Below are 21341 nucleotides of genomic sequence, written 5' to 3' on the forward strand. Positions count from 1 at the left end.
CCCACTACACTGGGAGCTACCCCATTCGATCTAACGCGTTCTTCCGGTCTTCGATCGGTGCTTGATCGTACTTCATCGTCGTTTCTGGCGACTTATGACGGAGTTGAGTCTGAGCAGCCGCGAGTCCTTCTTCACGCGCCATATACGTTCCTGTAGAATGTCTGATGGCATACCAGCTCATCTGGCGGTTCTCGGTGGAGATCCCTGCGATCTCACAGAGCCGGTGAAGCAAATTCCGGAGTGATGAGGACTGATATGGGTTGCTTCTTCTCGTCAACCAAAGCGCGTCGGTGTCGTCATACTTTTCGATCGTTGCTCGTTGTGTCAACCAGCGATCCAGCATCTCGACAGTCTGGGTCTGGAGACTAACGATCCAGTGCTCTGTATTCTTCGAGGATTCTTCTTTCGGGACTCGAAGGACACCGTTGTCGACATCAACCCACGACGTTCGTGCGCGTTCAACCTCGATCGGGCGTAGACCACCATCGAGGCTCGCGGCGACAAGGCTCGGTGTCTTCCATTTGTTCGCGCGTTTCCAGTCTGCTTCCGTCACTTCTGTTTTCGGCTTCTCGAAACGTTGTGCCAGGTATGCAGCCCACTGGTCTCGTTCGTCGCCGTGGACGCTATCACGACTAGGGACACTACCATACTCCAGTGACGCGTCACGGATGGCAGTCCGCTCTTCGCGCGTTAAGTAATCCCGTGGCGTCGTTGATTGGTTTTTGCGGGAGAACGTAATCTCTGGCTCCCACTTGTCTGCACCCCGTTGATGATGGCGCCACTTGTAGAGCATCATCAAGGCCTTCCGACACGAATTCTTGTGCGCGTTTGACTTCTGTTGGCCAGCTAAGTGGCGCAAGTAATTGTCAGCGTGGTCGTGAGTGAGGTTCGTGGTGTACCCGTCTTCCTGCTCCCAGACCCAGCGATAGAACTGGTCCATTCGGAACGCACGATTACTGACGGTTGTTTTTGCGTACCCATCAGCTGTCTTCGGATCTATACCGAATGTTAACAGCCAATCAAGGCACTGTTCTCGCTCACTCCGATAGTCGAGGAATTGTCTTTTATTTAGCAATTCTTCTGTCGTCCCAGGGATGAGCGTGACGTCTTCGAGGGGGTCGGTTGCCTGGTCCGCGTCGTTCATTGCCTGCCCTCCGTGGCGGGAACCCAGATCATTGCCTCTCGATTTCGCCAATCGCAAGACGGCAGCCGATTTTCCCCCTTGAACTTCATTGCCTCACGACGCAGTGGAATCGCAAGACGGCGTCGGGGTCGATGCACCATCTGAACCGCATTGCCCGTGAACATACGTTTACCTGTGGTTAGTTCACGGTGAAAACCACGAGAAGGCGGCGGGGTAGGATGCTCCGACAGGGATTCGAACCCTGGTCATTGCCGTGAGAGGGCAATATGATTGGCCGGACTACACCATCGGAGCGCGCTGCGTCGTGTCCCGACGCGTCGCGAGTGCATTCCATCGTAGCGCCGTCTGACGTTTAAGCATTCCGTTTCGTCCCGGGGGTGTTGAACGCTCTCACGCAGGTATTTGTCGATCGAGCTACTCTTCGAACGGCGACTTGGTCGCCTCGGGTTCGAACCCCTCGAGGCTGATGATGTTCTCGCGGCCGACGCGGAGTTTGCTGATCGTGCCTTCCTCTTCCATGTCGGAGAGCAGCATGCTCACCTTGGACTTCGACCAGCCGGTGTCCTCGACGATGTTGACCTGTTTCATTCGGCCGCCGTTCTCGCGGATGAGTTTGACGACGCGGTCCTCGTCGGTCAGTAACTCCTCGTTGGGGATCGACTCGGAGTCGTCCGCGGCGTCGGTGGCCGGATCGACGGTCGAGCCGGCACCGGTGGCCGCCCCTCCGGCAGGAGCCGCCGGTTCGTCGTCGTCAGACGCCGGTTTTCCGCCGCTGACGGGGCCGTATCGTCGGTACCAGACGGCGGCCACGACGCCGACGACGAGCAGCAGGACACCGACGAGGATCGGAACGAGGTTCCCGCCGAGCAGCCCCGCGTTGCCGTCGCCGATGGCGGCCGAATCGGGGCGGTCGAACACGACTCTCGGCCGTCCGTCGATGAACTCCCGTTTGCCGCTCCAGCGAACCGACTCCGCGTCCGTGAGCGAACCGCCGGCGTACTGGGCGTCATCGGGTTCGATCGACCGGAAGGTCAGATCGCCGGCGGCTTCGATGACGATCGCCTGATCCGCGGAGAGCGGAACCCCGTCGAAGACGTCCCCGACGACGATCCGGTCGTCCTGAACGTCGGCGAAGTTCGTCCACGTAAACGACATCTCGACGACCCCGGTCGGCGTGAACTGGTCTTCGACCCGTACCGATCGCCGGAAGTTCGTCGCTTCCATCTCCCGGCCGGATTCCTGCATGCCGGCCCGGGTCAGTTCGCGTGACTGGTTGGTAAACCGATCGTAGAGGCCCGTTTCGTTCGCCCGGAACTCCTCGGCGAAGGCCTCGAAGTTCTCCCGGGTTCTGGTCGCGTTCTCGTCGTCGGTAAACCGCTGTTCGTATCGGAACGTCCAGGTCGCGCTGCCGTTCTCGTGGACGCGGATCTCGAACGTCGTATTGTCGAACTCCCGCGTCTCCTGTCTGAGCAGTCCCCGCGAGTCCTGGGGAGCGATCGCGGCCCCAGTCTGTGGCTCGACCGGCGTCGTCGAGACGGCGTCGCCCGGCCCGCCGGCAGCCAGCGATGCCGTTGTGCCGACGGCGAGGACGGACGAGAGAACGAGAAGGACGACGAGTCCGACGGATCCCGGCCGATTCATTCGTCTTCCACTACGTGCCGGAGCTAAAAATGCTTGTGAATATCGCTACCGAACCGATGGGGTCGGCAGTTCGGTCGGTACGCTCGGCGTACCTGTCGTGGCGGACGCCACGGCTGCGTGTCGATACCCACAAACCGATCGGCCGCGTACCGCTGGCTATGATTGCCAATCTCGCGCAGGGCGTCCAGGTGTTTACCAGCAACGTCTTCCTCGTCGACGGCGACCGACCCGTCGTCATCGATACCGGTGCGAACTTCGACGTCGTCGCGGCCGCTCGTAACCACGTCGACGACCTCGAGGCGGTGATCCTCACTCACACTCACCGCGACCACGTCGGGAACCTCGCGGCGGTCAAAGACGCCTTCGGCGTCGACGCATGGGGTTTCGACCCGTCGATCGACGGCGTCGATCACGCCATCGACGACGAGGAGACGGTCCGGTTGGGCGACCACGAGTACGTCGCACTGCATACGCCCGGCCACAAGAACGACCACCTCTGTTTCTACTCGGAATCGGCCGGCGTCCTCTTCGCCGGCGACCTGATCTTCCAGAACGGGAGCTTCGGCCGCACCGACCTCGAGGAGGGCGACCGTGGGACGCTTGTCGAGAGCATCGATCGGGTCCGCGAGCGGATCGATCCCGACCTCGAGGAGATGCACACCGGCCACGGCCCGAGCGTGACGACGGATCCGTACGACCACGTCGAACTCTCGGGGCGGATGGCCCGACAGTCCTGACCTGCGGGCGTTTTTTGCGAGCTACACCCGCCCGGCGGCGTCCAGCAGTGCGTCGTACGCGTCCGCATACGTGCGAGCGATCCGTGCGGAATCGTCCCGTTCGTCGCCCCCGAGCGCCGGCAGTCGAACCCGCTCGAGGGGCTCGAGATACTCGAGAACGTCGGGGACGCGTTTCTCGACGGCACCGTCCCTGGGACTGGAACTGGCGACCTCGCAGGCGCGACAGTAGCGTTCACCCGGATAGATCCGGGCACGGCCCGGCTCGACGGCCGCGACGGCCGCGATCGACGCCGGCTCGAGGGAGTCGAGCGGGAGCGCGATGTCGCTGTAGGACTCGACGACGGCGACCTCCGTCGACTCGATCTCGGCGGCCAGCCGCTCGAACGCGGGGACGTACTCGCGCTCGGCGAGGGCGTTGAACTCGTCGACGGTCTCGACGGGGACGGCGTCGGAAAGCGGGAGCGCCTCGGCGACCCGGTCCGGAACGTCGGCGGTGGCGTTGCGAACGAACAGCGGGTCGTCGGGGTCCCGGCCGATTCGGTCGATCACGAACTCCCGGTCCGAGCGGCCGAGCAGTCCCGTCCCGCCGTCGGGAGCGGGCCGCCACAGCCGATGGACGGGGTTGAGCCGTTCGGGTAGCCGCTCGCGGCCGCCGGCCGCCGAGAGTCGCGCGGCGTCTTTGCCGTACAGTCGCCCGTCGGCGAGTGCCCGGCGACAGTCGTCGTGGTCGAACCAGAAGTCGTTGCCGGCACGGGGCTTGTAGCCGACCGCGCCGGTCCGCTCGAGGAGGCCGGCCGAGAACGTGGTCTTGCCGGCGTCGACACGGTCGGCACCGACCACGAGCAGGATCATTCCCGCAGGCCGTAGTAGCCGGGTTCGTCCTCGTCGCGGGGTTCGGCGACCACGAGGTCGTCCGCGTTGGTCATCACCCACGGAATCGCCCAGTCGAGCAGGATGTCCTCCGTCTCGCGGTCGATGTCGGCGTCCGGTTCGATCCCCTGGAGCAGGCGGGCGATCTCGTAGACGGTGTACATCCGGTCCTCCTCGAGCAGTTCCGCGGGGGTATAGAAGTCACACGGCGGGAGACTCTCGAACTCCGATTTGGGTACGGGCATACACCCTCGTACCGCCGGCTGACGCCTAAATGATTCGTTCGGGAGCCGGGACCCGGGCCGACGTCGATCGCAAGACCGGCGGGCTGTCGGACCCGACGTCGACCGATACGGCGCATCTATCGTCCGGTCACCGGCGAGACCGGTCCGGCCGGTACACTTTATTGACTCGTGACTCGAATAGGGACGATGGTACTGAGCGTCGACTCGATCTGGTTCGTTTACGTCGTCTCGACGCTTTTCGGCCTCCTGCTCGCGGCGTTGCTCTGGAAACACCGTCACCGGACCGGCGCGATCCCGCTGCTGGGGAACGTTCTGTCGGGGACGCTGTGGTCGGCGTCCCTCGCTGGGCTGGAACTCGTCGATCGACCGTCCCTCGTGTCCCTGCTGAACGGTGCGGTGTTCCTCGGCGTTGGCCTCGCAACGCTGACGCTGCTCGTCTTCACGCTGACCTACACCGGCAGAGAACGGTACGTCACGCGGCGGACGCTCGCTGCCCTCTCGATCCAGCCGGCACTGATCACCGTCCTCGCCGCCGTCAATCCGGCAGGCCTCTTCTTCGAAACGACCGAGACGGGCGTCGAGACCGGCGTCCTCTTCTGGATTCACCTCGGCTACTCGTATCTCATGCTAGCGCTGGTGACGGCGATGATCGTCGGCTTCCTCTTTCGAACCCGGTCGCTGTACCGGGGACAGAGCGCGGCGTTGCTCGTCGGGACGCTCGTGGCGTGGGTCGCCAACGGCGTCTTCGTCGTGGGCTACGTCGACTTCGATACCTCGCCGATCGGGTTCGTCGTCACCAGCGTCCTCTACACGGTCGCGATCCTCCGCTACCGACTGACCGACATCGTCCCCGTCGCCCGCGACCGGGTCGTCGATACCGTCTCCGACGCGATCTTCGTCATCGACGAGCGAGACCGCGTGATCGACGCCAATCCCGTCGGCCGGTCGCTCCTCTCGGCGTACGACGCGTCGCCGATCGGAAAATCCATCGGCTCGCTGTTCGCCGACGCTCCGAAACTGCTCGAGAGCTACCACGATCTGACTGCGACCGTGGAAAGCGACGGCCGGGAACTCGGGGTCGACGGCACCTACTACGACGTTTCGGTAACACCGATCGACGACGACCGGGACCGCTACATCGGCTGGCTCGTCATCGTCCGTGACATCACCGAGCGCAAGCGAAACGAAGTACGACTCAGACGACAAAACGAACGCCTCGAGCGGTTCGCCGACGTGGTTTCCCACGACCTCCGGAATCCCCTGAACGTCGCCGACGGCTATCTCGATCTGGCCCGGGAGGGGGACGATCCGGAGCCGTATCTCGACGAGGTCGACGAGTCGCTCGACCGCATGGAAGCGATCATCGAGGACGTCCTCGCGCTCGCCCGCCACGGTGCCGACGTCACCGATCCCGAACCGGTCTCGATCGCCGACCTCGCGGAGACGGCCTGGGAGACCGTCGACACCGGTGGTGCCACCCTGCGGGTCGCCTCGGACGCGACCGTCCTCGCGGACGGCGATCGGGTGACGCGCCTGTTCGAGAACCTGTTCCGCAACGCAGTCGAGCATGGCACGACAACCCCTGCTTCGAACGCTCAGCAGGACGCCGTCGAACACGGTTCGACGAGTCCCGACTCGCTCACGGTCGAAGTGGGTGCGATCGACGCGACCGAGGACGACGGTGAGACGGGGTTCTACGTCGCCGACGACGGGCGGGGACTGCCGGACGGAGCGGACGTCTTCGAGGACGGGTACACGACGAACGCGGACGGAACCGGGTTCGGGCTGAGCATCGTCCGCGGGATCGCGGCCGCTCACGGCTGGACCGCGACGGCCACCGAGAGCGAAGCCGGGGGCGCCCGCTTCGAGTTCACCGGCGTCGAGGCGACACCGGACGCCGACAACGAGGCCGCACCTTCGGCGTCCGACCGCCCCGAGTCAGCGACGGACACCACGTCGTCCTGACTCGCGCCGTCACTCGTCTCGCGTCCCGCCGTCGAGGTAGTGTCGGATCCGATCCCGGCTCGAGTCGGCTACCTTCCGGAACGCGACGACGCGGTCGCCGTCCTCGCGGCGGTCGGTCTCGATTTCGATGGTCAGCGACTGCTCGCGGAGGTGATCGAACAGCGCCTCGAGCGCGTCGGGGTCGCCCCTGACGGTGTGGCGCTGGCCGATCGGTTTACCGACGGCCACCGCACGGATCGTCGCGACCATCGGTAGCAGGATCGCTTCGCCGAGGCCGTGGGCTCGCTCCCGGAGCCGGTCGTCGCTCTCGGCGAACTCGGCGGCCCGAAACGCCTCGCGGACGATCCGCGAGAAGACGAAATCGCGGCCGCACTCGAACGGCAAGGAGAACGCGTAGGCCAGTTCCTCGCGATGCTGGGATGCCGTCGTGTACTTGACCATCGATTCCCCGTCGGCCGACTTCAACACGACGCCCTCCCGGCCGGCGGCGTCGAGGTCGGCGATGGCGGCCGCGGCTATCTCGACCGCGTCCGACGGGGCCGCCCGCCCGAAACACCGCGGCTGGCCGAAGTCGAACGCCCGACAGATCGCGCGCCGGTCGGCGACCGACATCGGCTCGCCGGACTCCCCGTCCCGAACGTCGAACACGCGGATGTCGTGGGGGTCGATCCCCTCGTAGTCGGTGGTCGTATAGGGCGTTTCCGAGCCGATCAGCTCCGCACAGAGAACCCTGTCCGGGTGTGCGTCGAAGAAGGGCTCAAGGTCGAGCAGGGCCCGCGCCCGGGCGGTCGTGTACGGACAGACGTAGCCGCTTCTGGTAAACGCCAGCGGCTCGCCGCCGACGGCTGCGATCCGGACGTTGAACCCGTCGAGTTTCTCCTCGACGACGACCGTCTCGGTGCCCGCGAAGAACGACTCGATGCCGGGCTCGAGAACGAGGATCCGCGGGATGCTCGGGTAGCCGCGGACGACGACGTCGGCGTCCTCAACGACGACGGTCCCGCGTTCGACGCCGTGGCGCGCGGCCGTGAGGACGTGGTGGGTCCGGCCCGCCACCGACCGCTCCTCGAAGTGTTCGAAGAGGTCCACGGGATCGTCGGTCGTGGCCGCGAGCCGCTCGCGATACGCGTCCCGGTCCATACGTCGTCCGACCACGCACCGGCCCAAAAACACCGGGCCGTCCTCGGACCGGTCGCGAGCAGCCGGGTCACGACCCGTTTTCGGGCCGACCTCTTTGTGTCGGACCGTCGAACCTCCGCGTATGTCCGGTGACCCCCCACGCCAGCGGTTCGTCCTCGACACGTCGCTGTTCATCACCGAGGAGATCCGACGGGACGACGAGGGAATAGAGACGGCCGTAATCCGCCTGCTCGACCTCGTTGCGACCGCACGGCTCGAACTCAACATCTCCTGTTATGTCCCCCCGTCGATCCACGACGAACTCGCGACGATGCTGCGCGAGCGCGACGTCGACGACGAGGTCTTCTCGCGGCTCGACACGTGGGTCGTCCGCAAGAGCCCCGACCGGTACGGCGTTACCATTCCGGCGAACATCGTCTACGAGTTCATCGACGAGATGAGCGACCGGGTCGATCGGGGGCTTCGCGTCTCCGAACAGGCGATCCGCGAGGTCGAACAGCTCGATCCGGACGAACTCGCCCACGGCTCGGGCGACGGCGACCGCGAGGAGTACATGACCGACGCCGACCGCGTCGTCTCGGACCTGCGCGACAAATATCGGCGGGCGCTCCGTCAGGGCGTCCTCGACTCCCGCGAGGACTTCGATCTGCTGATCCTCGCGCGCGAACTCGACGCCGGCGTCGTCACCGAGGACCGCGGGATCATCTCCTGGGCCGACGAGTTCGGCCTGCGGTACGTCCGCGGCGGTCGGTTCCCCACGCTGCTCGAGGAGTACCTGCGGGCGGTCAGCGTCGACGACGAGGGCTGATCCCCCGCGATGCGGTGGCGCGCGCTGGGTCGCGGTTCGCCGTCAGGGCGAACCGCGGCGCGACTTCGTGCGAGGGATGAGCGACCGACTGAAAGGAGAGAGCGTTAGCGCGGGACCGCAGGTCCCGCGAACCATCCGAACGGGTGCGTCGCACCCGTGAGGAGAAATCGGTTGGGGAGGGTGTGGTTACTCCGTGTTGCCACGGTAGCAGGACGCTCGAGCCGCTGTCCACTCGACGAAACCGGTAATCCACCCACCAAACCGCTGTTCACTCACCAACTACGCCGATTCGAGCCCTCGAGCGAGCAGTTCGACGGGGTGGACCGGCCGGTCGTACCCCTCGAGGTCACCGACCTGCGTCCGGCAGGAGGTGCCGGGCGCAGCGACGACCGTCTCGCCGTCGTTACCCGACGACTCGGCCGCGCTCGCCTCGAGTTGCTCCCGAAGCAACGACCCCATCGCTTTCGAGAGATCGTAGTGTTCGGCCTCGTAGCCGAAACTCCCGGCCATCCCACAGCACGTCGAATCGACCGGCTCGACGGCATAGCCCGCCCGCCGGAGGACGCCCACGGCGTGGTGGTCCGCGCCGCGCGCTTTCTGGTGGCAGTGGCCGTGGAACGTCACCGGCGTCCCCGCCGTCGCCGACTCGTCGACCGACAGGTCCTCGTCCAGTCGGCGCTCGTCGACGTACTCACAGACGCCGTAGGCGTTCGCCGCGAGCCGCTCCACCCGGTCGTCCGCGAGCAGCGATCGGTACTCGTCGACGACCATCGCCGCGTCCGAGGGCTCGACGAACAGGACCGACCACCCGCGCTCGAGATACGGCTCGAGGTCGTCGAGCAGCTCGCGGCCCTGCTCGGCCGCGGTCTCGAGCAGCCCCTCGGAGTAGGCGGCTCGCCCGGTCGGTCCGAGATCCGGGACCGCCACGCGAACGTCCGCGGCCTCCAGCACGTCGACGGCCGCCTTTCCGATCTCGGGATTCGAGTAGTTCGTATCCGTGTCGGGAAAGAGGACGACGCCGGCCGTTGCGTCCTCGGGTGCCACCCGCGGGCCGTCTCGCTGCTGGAACCACTCGACCAACGACTCCCGCCGGAACGTCGGCAGCGTCCGTTCGGGTGCGATTCCGATCGTCTTCTCGAGGACCGTCCGCGCGCCTGGCAGGTCCGTCGCGTGGTTCGTCACCGGCGCGAACGTACTCCCCAGCGACGCCAGTCGGTCGACGTTCGCGAACAGTCGCTCGCGCAGGCTCACACCCTCTCGCTCGTGATACCCGTGTTTGACTTCGGCCTTGAGCTTCGCGAGGTCGACGCCGGTCGGGCAGTCGCTTTGACAGCCCTTGCAGCCGATACAGAGATCGAGGACGTCGGACTGGAACCGCTCGCTGTACAGCTCCTCGGGGTCGATCTCGCCGCTGATCGCTGCCCGGAGCAGGTTGGCCCGCCCGCGGGTCGTGGCGATCTCCTCCTCGGTCGCCCGATAGGTCGGACACATCACGTCGCCGTCGGTCTGGCGACAGGTCCCACAGCCGTTACAGAGTTCGACGAGTTCCGAGAAGCCGCCCTCGTCGTCGAAGTCGAGGGTGGTCCGGGGCTCGAGCGAGGCGTAGTCGGGGCCGTACCGCAGGTTCTCCCGGCTGTCGGTCGGATCGCCGTCCCGGTAGACGACCTTGCCGGGGTTCATGCGCCAGTCCGGATCGAACGCAGATTTGAGGTCCTGAAACGCCGCCCAGAGGTCCGGCCCGTACAGCTTGGGGTTGAACGCCGTCCGCGCGAGGCCGTCCCCGTGTTCGCCCGAAAACGAGCCGTTGTGTTCGCGGACGAGGTCCGTCACGTCGTCGGCGATGGCCCGCATTTTCTCGACGTCCTCGCCTTCTTTGAGGTTCAGGACCGGCCGGATGTGCAACGTTCCGACGCCCGCGTGGGCGAAATACGCGGCCTCGGTGTCGTGGTCCTCGAGGATCTCCTGAAACCCCGCGACGTATGCCGCCAGTTCCGCGGGGGGAACGGAAGCGTCCTCGACGAAGGGGTAGGGCTTCGGATCGCCGTCCATGCTCATCAACAGCGGGATGGCGGCCTTCCGGAGCTTCCAGAGCCGATCCTGTTTCGCGGCGTCGAACGCCTCGAGCGAGTCGAACGCCGCCCCGCCACCGACGAGATCGGCCGTCGCGGTTTCGACGGCCGCAGGCAGGTCGTCGACGACCTCCGAGTCGAACTCGAGCAGCAGCGCGGCCGCGGTGCCCTCGGGAATCGGCTCGGCGTACTCGGCGTACTCCGCCGACTCGGCCGCCAGCCGGAACACCTCGTCGTCCATCAGTTCGACCGCGCTGGCCTCGAGTTCGAGCGCCTCGGGGACGGCGGCCAGCGCCTCGAGCAGGTCGTCGTAGCAGTAGACCGCGAGTGCGGTCTCGTCGGGCCGGGTCACGAGCGAGAGCGTGGCCTCGACGACGACGCCGAGGGTTCCCTCCGCGCCGACAAGGAGTTTCGAGAGGTTGAGGGCCCGGTTTCCCTCGGCGTCCTCTCGGATCACTTTCTGCAGGTTGTAGCCGCTGACGCTGCGCTTGAGGTCGGGGTAGCGCTCCTCGATCTCGTCGGCGTTGTCCTCGACGAGCGCCCGCACCGTCCGGTAGATCGCGGCCTCGCGGTCGTCTTTCGAAACGAGCCGCTCCCACTCCGGACTGTCGAGGACGACGTCTCGCGTCCGAATCAGCGAGCCGTCGGCCAACACGACCCGACACTCCTCGACGTAGGCGTCGGTGATTCCGTACCGGACCGAGTGTGCGCCCGTCGAGTTGTTCCCGATCCCGCCGCCGATCGTCGCCCGGTTCGACGAGGCCGGATCGGGCGCGAACCGCAGTCCGTAGGGCTCGAGGGCGGCGTCGAGGTCGTCCTGAACGACACCCGGCTGGACGACGGCAGTCCTGCCGTCGGGGTGGATCTCACGGATCTCGTCCATATGCCGCGATAGGTCGAGGACGACACAGCCCGGCCCCACGGTCTGCCCGGCGAGCGACGACCCCGCACCGCGTGGCAGGACAGGCACGTCGTGGTCGGCCGCGACGGTCATCGCCGCGCGGACGTCGGCGGTGTCCCGCGGGAAGACGACGCCGGCCGGCTGTGCGCCGTAGATGCTCCCGTCCGTCGCGTAGAGGACCCGCGTGTACTCGTCGAACCGAACGTCGCCGTCGACGGCCGCCCGCAGGTCGGCCGCGAGTTCCCCGCCGGCATCGTCGCCGCCCGCTCCCGTCTCGAGCGATGGCCGGTGTCGCGTCTCGTCTCGATTCTCGACCCTCGCGTCGACGCCGCTGTCCTCGGCAGCCATAGAATGGGGAATCGTCCCACGAACAGTTAAACCATGGCAGTCATTCACAGCCACTGTCCGCCAGTGAGCGCCGGACGATCGACTCGAGCGGGTTCGGCGATGGCGTCGGGTCGGAGCCGTCAGCGGCGGCTACCGGGACTGGCACAAGAAAAATTCGGGATCGACTGGCTCGTCGCTTACTCGAAGTGGTCGAGGCAGGTCTGGTACTCTTCTTCGGCCTTCTCCCAGTTGACGACGTCGAAGAAGCCGTCGATGAACTCGCCACGGTCCGGTCCGTAGTCGTAGTAGTAGGAGTGTTCCCAGACGTCCAGCGCGAGGATGGGGTGGGAGCCCCAGAGTGCGCCCTGGTCGTGCTTGTCGACCGCGACGTTGCGAAGCTGTTTCGCAACCGGGTCGTAGACCAGCAGTGCCCAGCCACCGGCGGCACCGGCAGCGGCCTCGAACTCGCCCTTCCAGCCCTCGTAGGAGCCGAAGTCCTCCTCGATGCGGTCGGCGAGGTCGCCCTCGGGTTCGCCGCCGCCGTTGGGGGACATGTTCTCCCAGAACAGCGTGTGGAGATAGTGGCCACAGCCGTTGTGGGTGACGTCGCTGAGCGCGCCCGGCGTCGAGCCGAAGTCGCCCTCCTCGCGGTTCTGGGCGAGGGTTTCCTCGGCTGCATTGAGGCCGTTGACGTAGCCCTGATGGTGCGTGTCGTGATGCCAGGTCAGTACCTGTTCGGACAGTGCCGGTTCGAGCGCGTCGTAATCGTACGGCAGTGGTGGAAGTTCGTGGTCAGCCATAGTATACACCTCATGAATCGTATCGGTTTCTCGCCTGTTAAGTTTTGAGGAGAGAGACGATATCACACTTCATAAAGTATCGCCGCTCCCGCTGGCGATTTCCCGATACGTCACCGGAACCACTACGGACTCGGACTTAAACCTTTCAGACCGTCTCCGGTCCGTCATTGCCGGTGGGACCGCGACTGGCCTGTGGTCCCAACGGGCTCGCGACAGCAAACCGCATCAGCGACCCCAACCCGACCGCTTACCGTCGTCTCCGCGTTCGCGGTCCGTGACAGGCGGTCTACGACATCTCCTTGTGATGTGCATGCTCGAGCCACTCCTCGAGCGACGGCTGTCCCCAGTACCGCACCGTCTCGCTTCGCCGGTCGTGTTCGAGAACACCGGCATCCTCGAGTTTCGGGAGGTGGACGTGTCGGAGTTCCACCCGAACGGTTTCCCGTTCGTCGGCGGGGTCCGCGTCCCGGTCGGGCGGCGACCGTTCCGAGTCGCGGTCGGCGTCCTCGGCGGCGATCCGCTCGAACGCGACGACGTTCTGTGCTAGGGCTGCGACCGTCGCGACGCCATCGGACTGCTGATTGAGGTAGTACAGCGCGTAGCGCCGTCGTCTGTTCGAGAGGAGATCGAAAACGAGGTCCAGCGACGGCATCGCGTCGGCCTGCAAGGTCGATACACCCTCCCGTTCACGCATCCACGAACCACCTACCGTCTGTTCCCATTCGAAACCACCACGGGCGTCTACTTCGGCCGCCACATTAGACTTTACGTCTGTCTGAAAATATATGTGTGACAACGTCTCAGCTCGCCGTAACTGATACTAGCGACAGCCAAAACCGGCGGTGAAGCCGCCGTTCGATCCGGAATGCGTTACTCGTAGAGCCACTCGGCGTCGTGCTGATCGTAGTCGATCAGTTCGTCCTCGTCGAAGTGGATCGCGATCTCGCGTTCGTTTGCGCCCTCGTCCTCGTGGTCGGCGGCGTGAACGACGTTCCGACCGAGGTCGAGCGCGTAGTCGCCCCGGATCGTCCCGGGTTCGGCCTCGAGCGGGTCGGTCTCGCCGATCATCTGGCGGACCTGCCGGGTCGCGTCCTGGCCCTCCCAGACCATCGGGACGACCGGTCCCGAGGTGATGAAGTCCACGAGGTCGTCGTAGAACGGCTTGTCCTCGTGTTCACCGTAGTGTTCTTCAGCCCGTTCGCGGGGCATGTTCTCGACTTTGATGCCGACGAGCTTGAGCCCGCGGTCCTCGAGTCGGGAGACGACCTCGCCCACGAGGCCGCGCGCGAAGGCGTCGGGCTTGACCATCACGAAGGTTCGCTCGTGATCGCTCATGCTTCCTCGGCCTCGGTTTCGGCGTCTTCGGCCTCGTCGGCCGCCGCTTCCTCGGTCTCGTCGACCGCGTCGTCACCGGCGGGCGCGTCTTCCTCGTCGTCGGCGTCCGTCTCGAGGTCCTCGTCCTCGTCGGTCTCGTCGGCAGGCGTCTCGTCCTGCGTGGGACCCTTGCCGCGACGACCCTCTTCGGTCCACTCCAGGTCTCGGGGTTCGCGCCCGAGCTTGTAGTTTTTCTCCGCCTTGGAGTCGACGAAGTGGAGTACGGAGCCGTCGTTTTTGACGTACATGATGCCCGTACCGGGTTCGATCTCTTCGCCCGTGTAGTCGCAGGTTCGTTTCTCGACCATTATTGTCCTCCGATGGAGTCGGCCTCGCGGGCGGTCTCGCGAAGCTGGAGTACGTCCCCTTCGCGGACCGGCCCGAGGCAGTTACGGGTGATGATGCGTCCCTGATTCTCGCCCTCCTTGATTCGGCATTTGACCTGCATGGCTTCGCCGTGCATGCCGGTCTTGCCGACGATCTCGATGACCTCGGCGGGCGTGGAGCCGCTTTCTTCCTCTTCAGCACTCATCTTTGGTCACCTCAGTCGAGGTCCTCGACCTTGTCGGCGATGTCCTCGACGTCGTCTTCTGCCTCGCCGGCGTCGACGATCGCCGCAGCGGCCGAGCCGACCTCGAGGCCGGCGGCGTGGCCGACGTCGTCCTGGGTCTCGATGAAGACGACGGGGATGCCCTTCTCCTCGGCGAGGTCGGGCAGGTGCATGACGATCTCCTCGGGGGAGACGTCTTCGGCGACGTAGACCAGATCGGCGTTGCCGCGCTCGATGGCCTTCGTGGTTTCGTTCGTTCCTTTCTTTACGCGTCCGGTGTCTCGTGCGACCTCGAGCGCCTCGAGGGCGTCGTCGGCGAGGTCGGCTGGGATGTCGGTGTTGACGTAGACTGACATGGTTGTTCACCTCTCCTACACGTGGGCTCGCGCTCCCCTGCCGTCCGGGCACTGGGTACCCGTGCCGGGCCGATCCCGGCGGAAGTCCTGTGAAGCTAGGAGCATCATCAACCCCGCGTAGGGTGTACACTCGAATAGCGTTGCCCCCCTTAAAAGCGTGTTCAAACGGATGGCGAAGTGAGACACCTCCGCACGGACGAGGTCGGTTCGGGTCGCCATCGGGTGCGAAAAATGACAGAATCGAACGGTCGTGTTCTCCCGGCCGGCGGTGGGTTCCCACACCGCCGGTGAGTACTCCGGTATCGGGGCTATCTGAACGCCGCTTTCGCGGCGTCGACGAGAACCTCGGGTTCGTACTGGTGCGTACTCACCGGTGGCACGTCCCGATCCACGTCGAGTTGGTCGTAGACGGCCGTCATCGCGGACCGTACCGAATACTCGACGGTGAACACCACGTCCCGGGGTTGCTCCGCGAACTGGCCGATGAACGCGAGGTTGTTCGATCCCGGTGGGACGACGTCCGGCCGATCGCCGGGCGTCCGCGGCATGAAGTGACTCGTGATAAACGGCATATTACAGGGGATACAGTTCGCGTCCTCGAGGACCGACGGGAGTTCATCGAGATAGCCGAGGTGGTAGCACAGTTCCTCGAGGATCTCTTCGCCGGTGCAGTTCCCCATCTTCTTCTCGACGTAGTTCCCCTCCTCTTCGGGGAACAGGCCGTATCCCCAGAAGATCTTCACGTCGTCGGGCTGGTTCGCGAAGTGGGGCTGGGCGGCGACGACGATGGACATCAGCCAGTTCGACTCGGTGAAGGTGATCAATCCGTTCCCAGGCGCTTCGCCCGTGACCTCGACGATGTGTTCGAGCAGGTCCGGCTCGTCGAGTGTGACGGTGTAAGACGGCCACTTCGTCTCCTGGACGTGGTCGGCAAACGCCGACGGCGTCCCGAACTCGGGGTTGTCCTCGGCGATGTTCTTCCACAGTTCGAAGGACGCCCCCGTCGTGTTCAGGTCGGGCGCTTCGGTCATCGATCCGAGATCCGAGCCGTCGGTCATCGAGCCGTTGGTCACGAAGACGAGATCCGTCGGCTCGACGTCGATCGTCTCGGCTACACCGTCGGCCTCGTAGTGGATCGTTTCGACGGTCTTGCCGTCCCGACCGGGCACGATATCCATATCGGTCACTTCACAGCCGCCTCGGAACTCGACGCCGTGGTCTTCCAGCCACCGCCGAATCGGTCGGACCATCGAATCGTACTGGTTGTACTTGGTCCGGTGGATCCCCTCCATGGTGTTCAACCGGGGGAACTCGTGCATGAAGCGGTGCATGTATCGGCGCATCTCCGCGACGCTGTGCCAGGGCTGGAAGGCAAACGTCGTCGCCCAGATGTACCAGAACGTCGTCTCGAAAAAGGAATCGGAAAACCACTCTTCGATCCGCGTGTCGCCGAGTTGCTCCTCGGGCGTCAGAACCAACTGGAGCAAGGAGAGGCGGTGGTCCATCTCGAGACCGTACGACGAGACGTCGAGGACCTCCTGCTCGTCACCCACTAACCGGGCGACGGCGTACGTCTGGTGTTCCTCGTTGAACTCGTCCATGACGTCCTTGATCGACCGTTCGCGGTCCTCGAGCGACGGAATCGTCTCGAGCAGGTCCCACGTACACTCGTACGTCGGGAAGTTGAGCATCCGGCCGCCCCGAATGACGTATCCCTCCTCGGGCGAGCCGGCTCCGTCGAGTGCCCCGCCCATCACGTCCAGTTTCTCTAGGACGTGGACGTTCTCGCCCGGCAGTTCGCTGTCACGGACGAGGAACGCGGCTCCGGCGAGGGATGCGATCCCCCCGCCGACGAAGTACGCCTCCCGTTCCGATCCGTCCTGTCGCTGGGGTTGTTCGTTACTCATATGATCTTCCCTCCGTGTTCCCGATCGACGTCCCGTTTCGCCGGCACGGCCAGTGTGAATCCGTCCTGTCGTACATGTACAACCACACTTAGATTATTGATACGACCGGTCTTGAAATCGGACAGCAGTTCTCATAGCGTGGAAATGATGAACAGGTTATGAGTTTCCGGGAATTGCCGTCCCGATCGGACGCGGTTCGACGGACGGAGACGGCGAAAGTCACCGAATCGATCCTCGAGGCGGACACGGAGTCGCGATGGTCGACGGTACCCTCGACGACGGCGTTCGCGCATGAGTGAATAATTATACCGGCACACACGAAGCGGGCGTATGAACGCGGACGCGGACGTCGTTACACTCGCGCGAACACTCCGCGCGGAAGCCGAGCGCGCCAACGAACGGCGGGCGTTGGTCCTTGCGGGAGACCGAGAGCGCGGGTACGATCGACTCGAGTCGATCCTCGATACCCTGTCGGTCCCGATTACCGCGACGACGCTGGTCGGGCCCGACGACCGACTTCGCTGCGAACAGTTGCCCCAGGCCAACGCGAGCGAATTGCTGGGAACGACGCGAGAGGTGATCGCCGTCGACGCTCACACGGAACTCCGGCCCAACGCCGTCGGGAAAGTCGCCGGTGCGGTCGACGGCGGCGGCCTCCTCGTCTTGCTCGTGCCGCCGCTCGAGGCGTGGCCGGACCGCCGCGACGGGTTCGACGAATCGCTTGCCGTCCCGCCGTTCGAACTGGACGATGTCTCCGGCCGCTTCCGACGACGACTCGTCGAGACCGTACGGGCGCACCGCGGCGTCGCCATCGTCGACCTCGAGTCAGGACGGATCGAGGCCGACGGCCTGACCCACCCGTCCCCGCGGCTGGCGACGGCCGATCCCGCGCCGCCGCCGGATCGACGGTTCCCGATGGCCGCCTACGAGGCCTGCCTGACGGGCGATCAGGCCGACGCCGTCGCCGCCCTCGAGGCGCTCGCCGAGCCCGATCGGGCCGTCGTCCTCGAGGCCGACCGAGGACGGGGCAAGTCCAGCGCGGCGGGGATCGCCGCGGGCGCGTTCGCCACCGCCGGCGAGGACGTCCTTGTGACCGCTCCAGCGGCCCGGAACGCGGCGGAACTGCTCGATCGAGCGGGCGAACTCTGCCGGACGCTCGACGACGACGCGACGGTCGAGTCCCGCCGGATCGAGACGAGCGCGGGCGGCTCGGTCCGGTTCCGCGAGCCGACGGCCGCGGCGGAAACGACCGAAACGGCCGATATCGTCCTCGTCGACGAGGCCGCTGCGCTTCCCGTTGCGACCCTCGAGTCGCTGCTGACCGCGGACCGGGTCGCGTTCGCGACGACGATCCACGGTTACGAGGGAGCCGGTCGGGGCTTCTCGGTCCGGTTCCGGGACCGGCTGGCCGAGAGCGACCACGAGGTGACCGACTGCCGGCTCGTCGAGCCGATCCGGTACGCCGGGGGCGATCCCGTCGAGGTGTGGGCTTTCCGCGCGTTGCTGCTCGACGCCCGGCCGCCGGTCGAGCCGCTGGTCGCCGACGCCGACCCCGACTCGGTCGAGTACCGCCGGCTCGAGCCCGACGCCCTCCTCGCGGACGAGCGCCTGCTCCGAGAGGCCTTCGGCCTGCTCGTCCTCGCACACTACCGGACCGAACCCAACGACCTCGCGCGCCTGCTCGACGCCCCCAACCTCGAGGCCCGCGCGTTGGTACGGGACGGCCACGTCGTCAGCGTCGCCCTGCTCGCGCGGGAGGGGAACCTGTCGCCCGAGCGCCGCGCGATGATGTACGAGGGCGGCCGGATTCGGGGTAACATGCTGCCGGACGTGCTGACCAGCCAGGTGCGCGACGAGGCCGCCGGCGAGCCCGCGGGCCTGCGGGTCGTCCGCATCGCGACCCACCACGCGGCCCGCTCGCGGGGGCTGGGCTCGTTATTGCTCGAGCGCGTTCGCGAGGAGTTCGGCGACGGCGCGGATTCGATCGACTGGCTCGGGACCGGCTTCGGCGCGACCCCCGGCCTGCTCGCGTTCTGGCGGGCGAACGGCTATCGGACGGTCCACGTCTCGACGACCCGCAACGATTCGAGCGGCGAGTACTCCGCGCTCATGCTCGCGCCGACGACGGACGCGGGCCAGCGGCTCCACGACCGCCACGCCGAGTGGTTTGCCGGCCGATTCGGGGCCTGCTGTTCGGACTCGCTCGCCGACCTCGAGCCCGACGTGGCCCGTGCCGTCCTCCGGAGCGTCGACGCCGAGGCCGCGCCGCCGCTCGAGTTGTCCGATCACGAGTGGCGGGTCGTCGCCGGAGCCGCCTACGGGCCGGGCCTGTTCGACGTCGATCCCGGCCCCTTCCGCGATCTCGTCGTTCGATACCTCGCCGACGACCCCGACGGTGTCGACCTGACCGCCCGCGAGGAGCGGCTGCTCGTCCTGCGCGTTCTGCAGGCCCGGGACTGGGAGTCCGTTGCCGACCGCCTCGAGTTCCATTCGACCGGCCAGTGTATGCGCGCGCTGGGCGACGCCGTCTGTCCGCTGGTCGATCGCTACGGGACCGCGGCGGCGCTCGCGGTTCGGGAGCGGTTCGCCGACGAGTGAGTCCGCAGTACCGCGAACGGCGGGCCGTCCCTCACCCCGTTTTCACGAACTTCGCCTTCCCGTTCTGTTCGACGGTGATCCGATACCGGTGATAACTGAACTCGACCTCCATCTGGGCCTCCGGTGCCGGCGGGTTCGAAAAGAGTTCGGCGAGCATCCCGTCCACGCAGTCGTATATCGTCGGGAGGTCGGTCGAATCGACGCCCTCGAGGTCCATGATCGCCTCGATGATCTGTACCGTCGGGTTCTCGCCGTCGGGGTCGAGCGTCCGGTGAACGATCTCACTCTCGGTCTGATCCGTCATCGTCCCTGCCAACGGGAACCCCCAGTATAGATGTCCGGCATGATTCCGCTCTCCGAGACGCCGTCCCCGGCACGCACCCTCAAAACAGCCGTCGACGCAGCCGCTCGGGAAGGAGATCAACGAGCCACGCGATGGCCCGCCAGCGCCGCGTGACGTAGGCGTGCGTTCGCTTCTTCTCGATCGCTCGAGCGATCTGTGCGGCCGCCGTTTCGGGCGAACACTCCCAGAAGCCGCCCAGCGACAGCTTGGTGTCGACGAACCCCGGCTCGATGGTCGTGATCGCCACGTCCGTATCGCGATCGCCCTCCCGATAGCGAAGCCCTTCCAGATACGTCGAGACGTAGGCCTTGGAAGCGCTGTACGCCGGCGCGTCGTCGTTACCGATGTGGGCCGCCACGGACGAGATCCCCACGAGGTGGCCGTCCGACTCGCTGGCGTGGTCCGGCGTCGACTCGAAGTATTCCATCGCGGCCGTCGCCAGCGCGGTAAACCCGCGGACGTTGACGTCGATCGTCTGCCGTTCGGGCTCCCACTCGAGGTCCCGATTGACGGTCGCGACCCCGGCGCTGAGGACGACGAGATCGACCGACGGCATCGCCTCCGCGAGGTCGAAAAAGCCCTGTCTGGCGTCCTCGACTGCGGTGACGTCCATCGTCGCGACGTAGGACTTGGTCGGTAGTTCGTTCCCGATCCGCCGCATCCGTTCGGTTCGCCGGGCTGCAAGTCCGATCTCGTAGCCGTCGGCCGCCAGCCGTCGGGAAAGCGCCTCGCCGATCCCCGAGGACGCGCCGACGACGATCGCACCGCGCTGTTGTGACATACCCCCACCTTCGGGGTTGGCCCCCTATAGTAGACACTGAAGGCGGTAGGCATTTGCCGCAGTCCGTCGTCGCCGTCAGTATGGTCGACGTGGTCCTCGTCGTCGCCATCGCGTTGCTCGCCGGTGCGATCGTCGGCGCGGCCGTCCCGATGGTGCCCAGCGGCCTCCTCTCGCTGGCGGGGCTCGGCGTCTACTGGTGGGGGTCCGGCACCGCGGAGATCAGCGTCCTCACGTTCGCCGTCCTGGCCGTCATCGCCGTCATCACGGCACTCGTCGAGTTCTTCGGCGGGTCGATCGCCGCCCGCGCCGGCGGCGCCTCGTGGCTGACCACCGCCGTCGCCGCCGGCGTCGGGATCGCCCTCATGCTCGTCACCGGCCCGGTCGGGCTGCTGGCCGGCCTCTTCGGGACCGTCTTCGTCCTCGAGTTCGTCCGCGGCGAGGAACTCGAGGGCAGCGCCCGGTCGGCGGTCTACACGACGGTCGGGACCCTCGCGTCGACGGCGGTCCAGGTGCTGTTGACGGCCACGATTTTGCTTGGCTTTCTCGTCGCGGTCTTCCTGCTGTGATCCGCGGGAAACACTGAAGTCGTGGGTATCGTTCACGGAGAATGATGGACTGTACCGAACCCGACTGTCAGCGCCAAGCGGCGGTCGAGTTACACGTTCCGTGGGACGAGAACCGGCACGTCTGTGCCGCCCACGCCCGCGTGCTGGGTCGGCAGGATGGCGTCGTCGCCGATCCGTTGCCGGATCGGGGTGACGACCTGCTCGAGTAATCGGCAGGAG

Annotated in this window: 21 protein-coding genes and 1 tRNA gene; 6 read left to right on the top strand and 16 right to left on the bottom strand. The window is 66.0% G+C overall.

Features of this window, described 5'->3' with window-relative positions; all coding sequences use genetic code 11:
- Positions 1–16: 16 nt before the first annotated feature.
- The 3 genes from ACERIM_RS13635 to ACERIM_RS13645 form a co-directional block, all read right to left on the bottom strand.
- Entirely contained in the window at positions 17–1144 is a 1128-nt protein-coding gene (locus tag ACERIM_RS13635) for a tyrosine-type recombinase/integrase (RefSeq protein WP_373633145.1), read from the bottom strand.
- Between the two features lie 219 nt (positions 1145–1363).
- Positions 1364–1438, bottom strand: a tRNA-Glu gene (locus ACERIM_RS13640).
- A 120-nt stretch (positions 1439–1558) separates the two neighbouring features.
- The gene (locus ACERIM_RS13645; RefSeq protein ID WP_373633146.1) at positions 1559–2785 is read right to left on the bottom strand and encodes a helix-turn-helix transcriptional regulator; all 1227 of its coding nucleotides are present in this window, start codon (positions 2783–2785) and stop codon (positions 1559–1561) included.
- A gap of 158 nt (positions 2786–2943) precedes the next feature.
- On the opposite strand from ACERIM_RS13645, the gene ACERIM_RS13650 reads away from it, so the two are divergent.
- Positions 2944–3522: an MBL fold metallo-hydrolase gene (locus ACERIM_RS13650; protein WP_373633147.1), complete on the top strand. Its 579-nt coding sequence runs from the start codon at positions 2944–2946 to the stop codon at positions 3520–3522.
- A 21-nt stretch (positions 3523–3543) separates the two neighbouring features.
- On the opposite strand, the gene ACERIM_RS13655 is transcribed toward ACERIM_RS13650, so the two are convergent.
- Positions 3544–4374 (bottom strand): ATPase, encoded by an 831-nt coding sequence (locus ACERIM_RS13655; RefSeq protein ID WP_373633148.1) that lies wholly within the window; start codon positions 4372–4374, stop codon positions 3544–3546.
- Complete coding sequence (locus ACERIM_RS13660; RefSeq protein WP_006650732.1) at positions 4371–4637, bottom strand: DUF5827 family protein; 267 nt, start codon at positions 4635–4637, stop codon at positions 4371–4373. Before ACERIM_RS13660 ends, ACERIM_RS13655 begins: the two co-directional genes overlap by 4 nt.
- Positions 4638–4823: 186 nt before the next feature.
- Between ACERIM_RS13660 and ACERIM_RS13665 the strand changes: the two genes are divergently transcribed.
- Complete coding sequence (locus ACERIM_RS13665) at positions 4824–6602, top strand: histidine kinase N-terminal 7TM domain-containing protein (RefSeq protein WP_006650731.1); 1779 nt, start codon at positions 4824–4826, stop codon at positions 6600–6602.
- 9 nt (positions 6603–6611) lie between these two features.
- Here the strand turns inward: ACERIM_RS13665 and ACERIM_RS13670 are convergent, their stop codons facing one another.
- Positions 6612–7742 (bottom strand): RNA ligase, encoded by a 1131-nt coding sequence (locus ACERIM_RS13670; protein WP_373633149.1) that lies wholly within the window; start codon positions 7740–7742, stop codon positions 6612–6614.
- A 121-nt stretch (positions 7743–7863) separates the two neighbouring features.
- Between ACERIM_RS13670 and ACERIM_RS13675 the strand changes: the two genes are divergently transcribed.
- Positions 7864–8550 (top strand): RNA ligase partner protein, encoded by a 687-nt coding sequence (locus ACERIM_RS13675; RefSeq protein WP_373633150.1) that lies wholly within the window; start codon positions 7864–7866, stop codon positions 8548–8550.
- 279 nt (positions 8551–8829) lie between these two features.
- On the opposite strand, the gene ACERIM_RS13680 is transcribed toward ACERIM_RS13675, so the two are convergent.
- From ACERIM_RS13680 to ACERIM_RS13715, 8 genes are all read right to left on the bottom strand, one after another.
- Positions 8830–11868 carry an FAD-binding and (Fe-S)-binding domain-containing protein gene (locus ACERIM_RS13680; RefSeq protein ID WP_373633151.1) on the bottom strand — a complete coding sequence of 1013 codons (3039 nt, stop codon included), beginning with the start codon at positions 11866–11868 and terminating at the stop codon, positions 8830–8832.
- A 176-nt stretch (positions 11869–12044) separates the two neighbouring features.
- Positions 12045–12647 (bottom strand): superoxide dismutase, encoded by a 603-nt coding sequence (gene sod / locus ACERIM_RS13685; RefSeq protein ID WP_006650727.1) that lies wholly within the window; start codon positions 12645–12647, stop codon positions 12045–12047.
- Between the two features lie 286 nt (positions 12648–12933).
- Positions 12934–13341 carry a hypothetical protein gene (locus tag ACERIM_RS13690; RefSeq protein WP_373633152.1) on the bottom strand — a complete coding sequence of 136 codons (408 nt, stop codon included), beginning with the start codon at positions 13339–13341 and terminating at the stop codon, positions 12934–12936.
- A 176-nt stretch (positions 13342–13517) separates the two neighbouring features.
- Complete coding sequence (ndk, locus tag ACERIM_RS13695; RefSeq protein ID WP_076145109.1) at positions 13518–13982, bottom strand: nucleoside-diphosphate kinase; 465 nt, start codon at positions 13980–13982, stop codon at positions 13518–13520.
- Positions 13979–14329, bottom strand: a complete 351-nt coding sequence (locus ACERIM_RS13700) for a 50S ribosomal protein L24e (RefSeq protein ID WP_373633153.1) — start codon at positions 14327–14329, stop codon at positions 13979–13981. The genes ndk and ACERIM_RS13700 overlap by 4 nt, the downstream gene beginning before the upstream one ends.
- Positions 14329–14553 (bottom strand): 30S ribosomal protein S28e, encoded by a 225-nt coding sequence (locus ACERIM_RS13705; protein ID WP_006064297.1) that lies wholly within the window; start codon positions 14551–14553, stop codon positions 14329–14331. The genes ACERIM_RS13700 and ACERIM_RS13705 overlap by 1 nt, the downstream gene beginning before the upstream one ends.
- A gap of 11 nt (positions 14554–14564) precedes the next feature.
- On the bottom strand, positions 14565–14927 hold the full coding sequence (gene rpl7ae, locus ACERIM_RS13710) for a 50S ribosomal protein L7Ae (protein ID WP_006182179.1): 363 nt from the start codon (positions 14925–14927) through the stop codon (positions 14565–14567).
- A gap of 308 nt (positions 14928–15235) precedes the next feature.
- On the bottom strand, positions 15236–16834 hold the full coding sequence (locus tag ACERIM_RS13715) for an oleate hydratase (RefSeq protein ID WP_006650722.1): 1599 nt from the start codon (positions 16832–16834) through the stop codon (positions 15236–15238).
- 330 nt (positions 16835–17164) lie between these two features.
- On the opposite strand from ACERIM_RS13715, the gene tmcA reads away from it, so the two are divergent.
- Positions 17165–19432 carry a tRNA(Met) cytidine acetyltransferase TmcA gene (gene tmcA, locus ACERIM_RS13720; RefSeq protein WP_373633154.1) on the top strand — a complete coding sequence of 756 codons (2268 nt, stop codon included), beginning with the start codon at positions 17165–17167 and terminating at the stop codon, positions 19430–19432.
- A 31-nt stretch (positions 19433–19463) separates the two neighbouring features.
- Here the strand turns inward: tmcA and ACERIM_RS13725 are convergent, their stop codons facing one another.
- Both ACERIM_RS13725 and ACERIM_RS13730 read right to left on the bottom strand, forming a co-directional pair.
- Complete coding sequence (locus ACERIM_RS13725) at positions 19464–19736, bottom strand: HalOD1 output domain-containing protein (protein ID WP_006650720.1); 273 nt, start codon at positions 19734–19736, stop codon at positions 19464–19466.
- Between the two features lie 79 nt (positions 19737–19815).
- A complete protein-coding gene (locus ACERIM_RS13730; RefSeq protein WP_373633155.1) occupies positions 19816–20556 on the bottom strand; it encodes an SDR family NAD(P)-dependent oxidoreductase in 741 nt (246 codons plus the stop codon).
- An 80-nt stretch (positions 20557–20636) separates the two neighbouring features.
- On the opposite strand from ACERIM_RS13730, the gene ACERIM_RS13735 reads away from it, so the two are divergent.
- Together ACERIM_RS13735 and ACERIM_RS13740 are read left to right on the top strand one after the other, a co-directional pair.
- Entirely contained in the window at positions 20637–21122 is a 486-nt protein-coding gene (locus ACERIM_RS13735; RefSeq protein ID WP_373633156.1) for a DUF456 domain-containing protein, read from the top strand.
- Positions 21123–21166: 44 nt separating this feature from the next.
- A complete protein-coding gene (locus tag ACERIM_RS13740; RefSeq protein WP_172704592.1) occupies positions 21167–21331 on the top strand; it encodes a hypothetical protein in 165 nt (54 codons plus the stop codon).
- Positions 21332–21341: the final 10 nt, after the last annotated feature.

The sequence above is a fragment of the Natrinema sp. H-ect1 genome (genome assembly GCF_041821105.1).
GTDB lineage: Archaea > Halobacteriota > Halobacteria > Halobacteriales > Natrialbaceae > Natrinema > Natrinema thermotolerans.

Excerpts from the sequence above, each read along its gene's own strand:
- tmcA (WP_373633154.1), top strand. The coding sequence starts at position 17,165 with ATGAACGCGGACGCGGACGTCGTTACACTCGCGCGAACACTCCGCGCG.
- ACERIM_RS13645 (WP_373633146.1), bottom strand. The coding sequence starts at position 2,785 with ATGAATCGGCCGGGATCCGTCGGACTCGTCGTCCTTCTCGTTCTCTCG.
- ACERIM_RS13700 (WP_373633153.1), bottom strand. The coding sequence starts at position 14,329 with ATGGTCGAGAAACGAACCTGCGACTACACGGGCGAAGAGATCGAACCC.
- ndk (WP_076145109.1), bottom strand. The coding sequence starts at position 13,982 with ATGAGCGATCACGAGCGAACCTTCGTGATGGTCAAGCCCGACGCCTTC.
- ACERIM_RS13660 (WP_006650732.1), bottom strand. The coding sequence starts at position 4,637 with ATGCCCGTACCCAAATCGGAGTTCGAGAGTCTCCCGCCGTGTGACTTC.
- ACERIM_RS13735 (WP_373633156.1), top strand. The coding sequence starts at position 20,637 with ATGGTCGACGTGGTCCTCGTCGTCGCCATCGCGTTGCTCGCCGGTGCG.
- ACERIM_RS13680 (WP_373633151.1), bottom strand. The coding sequence starts at position 11,868 with ATGGCTGCCGAGGACAGCGGCGTCGACGCGAGGGTCGAGAATCGAGAC.
- ACERIM_RS13730 (WP_373633155.1), bottom strand. The coding sequence starts at position 20,556 with ATGTCACAACAGCGCGGTGCGATCGTCGTCGGCGCGTCCTCGGGGATC.
- ACERIM_RS13715 (WP_006650722.1), bottom strand. The coding sequence starts at position 16,834 with ATGAGTAACGAACAACCCCAGCGACAGGACGGATCGGAACGGGAGGCG.
- ACERIM_RS13650 (WP_373633147.1), top strand. The coding sequence starts at position 2,944 with ATGATTGCCAATCTCGCGCAGGGCGTCCAGGTGTTTACCAGCAACGTC.
- rpl7ae (WP_006182179.1), bottom strand. The coding sequence starts at position 14,927 with ATGTCAGTCTACGTCAACACCGACATCCCAGCCGACCTCGCCGACGAC.
- ACERIM_RS13675 (WP_373633150.1), top strand. The coding sequence starts at position 7,864 with ATGTCCGGTGACCCCCCACGCCAGCGGTTCGTCCTCGACACGTCGCTG.
- sod (WP_006650727.1), bottom strand. The coding sequence starts at position 12,647 with ATGGCTGACCACGAACTTCCACCACTGCCGTACGATTACGACGCGCTC.
- ACERIM_RS13740 (WP_172704592.1), top strand. The coding sequence starts at position 21,167 with ATGGACTGTACCGAACCCGACTGTCAGCGCCAAGCGGCGGTCGAGTTA.
- ACERIM_RS13670 (WP_373633149.1), bottom strand. The coding sequence starts at position 7,742 with ATGGACCGGGACGCGTATCGCGAGCGGCTCGCGGCCACGACCGACGAT.
- ACERIM_RS13655 (WP_373633148.1), bottom strand. The coding sequence starts at position 4,374 with ATGATCCTGCTCGTGGTCGGTGCCGACCGTGTCGACGCCGGCAAGACC.
- ACERIM_RS13725 (WP_006650720.1), bottom strand. The coding sequence starts at position 19,736 with ATGACGGATCAGACCGAGAGTGAGATCGTTCACCGGACGCTCGACCCC.
- ACERIM_RS13690 (WP_373633152.1), bottom strand. The coding sequence starts at position 13,341 with ATGCGTGAACGGGAGGGTGTATCGACCTTGCAGGCCGACGCGATGCCG.
- ACERIM_RS13635 (WP_373633145.1), bottom strand. The coding sequence starts at position 1,144 with ATGAACGACGCGGACCAGGCAACCGACCCCCTCGAAGACGTCACGCTC.
- ACERIM_RS13665 (WP_006650731.1), top strand. The coding sequence starts at position 4,824 with ATGGTACTGAGCGTCGACTCGATCTGGTTCGTTTACGTCGTCTCGACG.
- ACERIM_RS13705 (WP_006064297.1), bottom strand. The coding sequence starts at position 14,553 with ATGAGTGCTGAAGAGGAAGAAAGCGGCTCCACGCCCGCCGAGGTCATC.